Source organism: Rhodococcus sp. ENV425 (genome assembly GCF_002887785.1).
Classification (GTDB): domain Bacteria; phylum Actinomycetota; class Actinomycetes; order Mycobacteriales; family Mycobacteriaceae; genus Rhodococcus; species Rhodococcus aetherivorans.
The window spans coordinates 28,239-30,429 of the sequence record NZ_PCZU01000203.1 but is presented as its reverse complement, the minus strand read 5'-3'; the positions used below and the strand labels follow the sequence as shown (position 1 = coordinate 30,429).

3 protein-coding genes are annotated in these 2,191 nt (G+C 69.3%); all 3 read left to right on the top strand.

The annotated features are described in order from the left end of the window. Positions 1–775, top strand: a 775-nt coding sequence (locus tag CQZ88_RS16950; RefSeq protein WP_258008636.1) for an acyl-CoA dehydrogenase family protein, incomplete at its 5' end; no start/stop codon positions are given. A gap of 28 nt (positions 776–803) precedes the next feature. Beyond that, a complete protein-coding gene (locus CQZ88_RS16945) occupies positions 804–1,562 on the top strand; it encodes an SDR family NAD(P)-dependent oxidoreductase (protein WP_029546948.1) in 759 nt (252 codons plus the stop codon). Positions 1,563–1,608: 46 nt separating this feature from the next. Beyond that, on the top strand, positions 1,609–1,896 hold the full coding sequence (locus CQZ88_RS16940) for a putative quinol monooxygenase (protein ID WP_102800072.1): 288 nt from the start codon (positions 1,609–1,611) through the stop codon (positions 1,894–1,896). Positions 1,897–2,191 lie beyond the last annotated feature (295 nt).

Sequence of the window (2,191 nt, the reverse complement as noted above, 5' to 3'; positions counted from 1 at the left end):
GACCGAACCCGGCACCGGCTCGGACCTGCAAGCCGTCAAGACCACCGCCGTGCGCGACGGCGACGACTGGATCCTGACCGGGCAGAAGACGTTCATCACCAACGGTATCCACTCCGATCTGGTCATCGTCGTCGCCCGCACCGACCCGCACGCCGGTGCCCGCGGATTCTCCCTGCTCGTCGTCGAACGCGACATGCCGGGCTTTTCCCGCGGCCGCAAGCTGCACAAGGTGGGCCTGGCCGGGCAGGACACCGCCGAACTGTCCTTCGAGGGCGTGCGGGTGCCGGCCGCGAACCTGCTCGGCACCGAAGGGCAGGGATTCTTCCACCTGATGGAGCACCTGCCCCTCGAGCGCCTCTCCATCGCCGTCGCCGCGATCGCGGCCGCGCGGGCGGCGTACGAGTGGACCAAGGACTACGTGTTCGAACGCAGGGCGTTCGGCAAGCCGATCGGCGACCTGCAGAACACCCGCTTCGCCCTCGCCGAGATGCTCACCGAGATCGAGGTCACCGGCTCGCACATCGACCGGTGCGTCCTGGCGCTCAACGCGGGCGAGCTGACCGCGGTCGACGCCGCCAAGGCCAAATGGTGGGCCAGCGAGCTGCAGAAGCGCGTCGTCGACCGGTGCGTGCAGTTGCACGGCGGCTACGGCTACATGATGGAGTACCCCATCGGCCGCGCCTACGTCGACACCCGCATCCAGACCATCTACGGTGGCACCACCGAGATCATGAAGGAGATCATCGGACGCGACATCGCCGCCGAATACGCCTGATCCACCCCGTATCCGAAGGAGAGACACCATGTTCGATCTGTCCGGCAAGCGGGCACTGGTCACCGGCGGCTCGGCCGGAATCGGGCTGGGCATGGCGCGCGGGCTCGCCTCCGCAGGTGCCGACGTGGCGCTGTGGGGCCGCGGCGCCGAACGCCTCGAGAAGGCGGCGGCCGATCTCGCGACGACCGGGGCGCGCGTGGTGACCCGATCGGTGGACGTGTCCGACGAGGAGGCCGTGCGCGACGGTGTCGCCGCGACGGTCGCGGAGCTCGGCGGCCTCGACGTCGTCGTGGTCAACGCCGGAATCGGTGTGCCCCTCGTCAAGTTCGTCGAGTCGAGTACCGAGGACTACCGGAAGGTGACGGCCGCCAACCTCGACGGGGCGTACTTCACCCTGCGCGAGACGGCCAGGGTGCTCGTCGACCAGGGCACCGGCGGATCGGTGATCGTCACCTCCAGCCTGGGTGCGATCCAGGGCGCCGGGCGCAATCAGGCCTACGCCGCCACCAAGGCAGGGGTCCTGGCCCTGGCCAACGGGTGCGCGGTGGAACTCGCCCGGCACCGCATCCGCGTCAACAGCGTGCTGCCCGGCTGGATCGCCACCGACATGACCGGACCGCTCCAGGGCTCCGAATCGTTCACCACGCACGTTATTTCCCGGGTACCGTTGGGCCGGTGGGGAACTCCCGAGGACTTCGCCGGCATCGCCGTGTACCTCGCGAGCGACGCGTCCGCGTTCCAGACCGGATCGTCCACCCTGATCGACGGCGGCTACTCGATCTTCTGACGTCGCCGGAAGTGTTGTCCCGCAAGTTCGTCCACGAGGAGAAGCTATGGCACTGACCGCATTCCTGGAGCTCGAGTTCAAGCCCGACGTGCTCGGGGAGGCCCGCGCGCTGATGGATCGTGTTCTGAAGGAAACCCGCGCGTTCGGCGGCTGCCTGGGCCTCGAGGTGCTCGCCGACCGTTCGAACGAGGCCCGCTGGGTGGTCGTGGAGAAGTGGGAGTCGGAGCAGCACGACGCCGCGTACCGCGAGTTCCGGGCCGGGCCCGGTGCGATCACCGATCTCGGTCCGCTGCTCGCGGGTGCGCCGAAGCTGACCTACTACAACGAGGTCTGACCGGCAGGGGTGGGCAGATCCCGCCCTGGGGTGCCTGGCCGGGGGCGGCGCCGTCGTCGACGATCGATACGTCGGATCGACGCCCGCCTACCCGGTCCCGGGAACGGCGGAACCTCCCAGGAAGGCGGACGCCATGAACATCGAAGAGATGGCCCGGACCCTGCTCACCCTAGACGCCGGTGACGAAGCCGCGCTGCGCAGCGTCGCAGCGATCGAGGACGCCACCTTCGCGGCCTACGCGAGCGACTACGTCGAGGCCATGACGCGGCCCGGCTGCAAGGGCTGCCACGGCGGC